The sequence below is a fragment of the Rhodococcus sp. 14C212 genome (genome assembly GCF_011058195.1).
Classification (GTDB): domain Bacteria; phylum Actinomycetota; class Actinomycetes; order Mycobacteriales; family Mycobacteriaceae; genus Rhodococcus; species Rhodococcus aetherivorans.
The window spans coordinates 1-2,162 of sequence record NZ_JAALEH010000195.1; the positions used below are offsets into that span (position 1 = coordinate 1).

The following is a 2,162-nucleotide window of genomic DNA, read 5'->3' on the forward strand; positions in this document are numbered from 1 at the left end:
GGGAGCGTAACGAAATAACTTGTGCTTTCGTATTGCAGCAGTCGATGATGTGTTATGGGTATCGACGCGCAGGTGCGCGGCCAGTTGACCTGCAGGTTCGACGTGCTGCTGCCGCACCTGAACGAACGGCAGAAACGGTTGGCATTGGCGACCGAGGCTCGGTTGCTCGGGCACGGCGGGGTTCATGCGGTAGCGGAGGCGGCCAAGGTCAGCGCGACGACGGTGCGCACCGGGATAGCCGAACTCGAGGCCGGACAGGATCCGTTGCCGGTGGGTCGTTCCCGCCGGGCCGGAGGAGGCCGAAAACGGGCCGGCGAGCACGACCGGGGCCTGGTGGCGGCGTTGCTGGCGTTGGTGGAGCCGGACGAACGCGGAGATCCGATGTCACCGTTGCGGTGGACCACCAAGTCGCTGCGACACCTGGCCGAGGAGCTGACCAGGCAGGGGCATCCGGTGTCCGCGCCCACGGTGGGAAGGCTGTTGAAGGAGAACGGGTTCAGTCTGCAGGGTACGGCCAAGAGCCTCGAGGGCGCCCAGCACCCGGACCGGGACGCGCAGTTCCGCTACATCAACGAACAGGTCGAGGCCCATCAAGAGGCCGACGAACCGGTGGTCAGCGTCGACACGAAGAAGAAGGAGCAACTCGGGCTGCTACCCGCGGCCGGACGCGAGTGGCGCCCCCAGGGCGAACCGGTGCGGGTGGAGGACCACAGCTTCTTCACCGCGGGCCCGGACGTGCCGGTGGCGGTGCCCTACGGCATCTACGACCTGAACGCGGACAGCGGCTGGGTGAACGTCGGGGTCGACCACGACACCTCCGCGTTCGCGGTCGCCTCGATCCGGCGCTGGTGGCAGGCCCGCGGAGCGCGGGACTACCCGAACGCGACGAGGCTGCTGATCACCGCCGATGCCGGAGGATCCAACGGCTACCGGTACCGGTTGTGGAAGGCGGAACTGGCGGCGCTGGCGGCCGAGACGGGCCTGACGATCACGGTCTGCCACTTCCCGCCGGGCACCTCGAAGTGGAACAAGATCGAGCACCGGTTGTTCTCCCAGATCACCATGAACTGGCGGGGTCGACCGTTGACCAGCCACGAGGTCGTGGTGGCCACCATCGCCTCCACCCGCACCCGGACCGGATTGCAGGTGCACGCCGAACTGGACACCGGCACCTACCCCCTGGGCATCGCCGTAACCCGAGAACAATTGCAGGCGTTGCCGATCCAGACCCACGCCCGGCACGGGGCATGGAACTACACCATCTCTCCCAGCGGCGGTTCGGCCTCACCGATGCGCACCGAGGACCGCGACCGCGCCCGGGCCGCCGCACTCGAGTTACTGGCCGATGCGCGACTGACCGGGATGAGCCGCCGTGCGTTGACCGCGCTGACCGCCGACCTCGCCCCGGCGCAAGACGCCCAGGCCGCGCAGCGCTGCTTCGAACAACGCGGCGGGCCCCGTCGCCGGGCCCCCGGCGCGGGCAGCCGCGGCCTGCTCTCGCCCGCGGACCGGGTGCTGGTCACTGTTGTCTACCTGCGCCAGCTCTGCTCCCAGAACGTCCTGTCCGACCTGCTGGGCATCAACGCCAACTCGATCGGGCAGGCGATCGCCGAAACCCGCCAGCTCCTTGGTGAACACGGCCACGTGATCCCTGCGGCCGCACTGCGATTCCGCACCGCGGCCGCGCTACGGGACTTCGTCGCGAGCAGCCGGCCCCCGCCGGCCCGCTCCCAGGTCCCGGGCCTGCTTTCCGATCCGGCACTGACCGGCATGCCCCGCACCGAGCTGATCGCACTGACCGAACGAGTCCGGCACGTGCTCGAAGCCCGCAACGAGCGGCACCGTCACCGACGACGTGGCGGAGAACGCCTTCCGGGCGCCCGTGGAGGCGTCTTCACCCAGAAGATCACTCACGACGAACGCGTCCTGGCCACCGTGCTCTACCGGCGCACCCTGTGCACCCAGGACACTCTCGCGGAACTGTTCCACGTCAGCCGCCGCACCATCGGTGACGTCGTCCGCGAAGTCGGTCCCATCCTCACCCAGGACGGCTACACCCCGGTCCCGGGCGCTACGCGGTTCCCCAACGCGAAAGCGGTCCTCGACTCCCTCATTCCCGAGAACGGCGCAACGACACGACCAATTTGATTCTTTACGCTTCC

At 68.6% G+C, this 2,162-nt stretch carries 1 protein-coding gene; it reads left to right on the plus strand.

From position 1 onward, the window contains the following. The first annotated feature begins 54 nt into the window (after positions 1 to 54). The gene (locus tag G6038_RS30590; RefSeq protein ID WP_165042651.1) at positions 55 to 2,148 is read left to right on the plus strand and encodes an ISAzo13 family transposase; all 2,094 of its coding nucleotides are present in this window, start codon (positions 55 to 57) and stop codon (positions 2,146 to 2,148) included. The last annotated feature ends 14 nt before the right edge of the window (positions 2,149 to 2,162 follow it).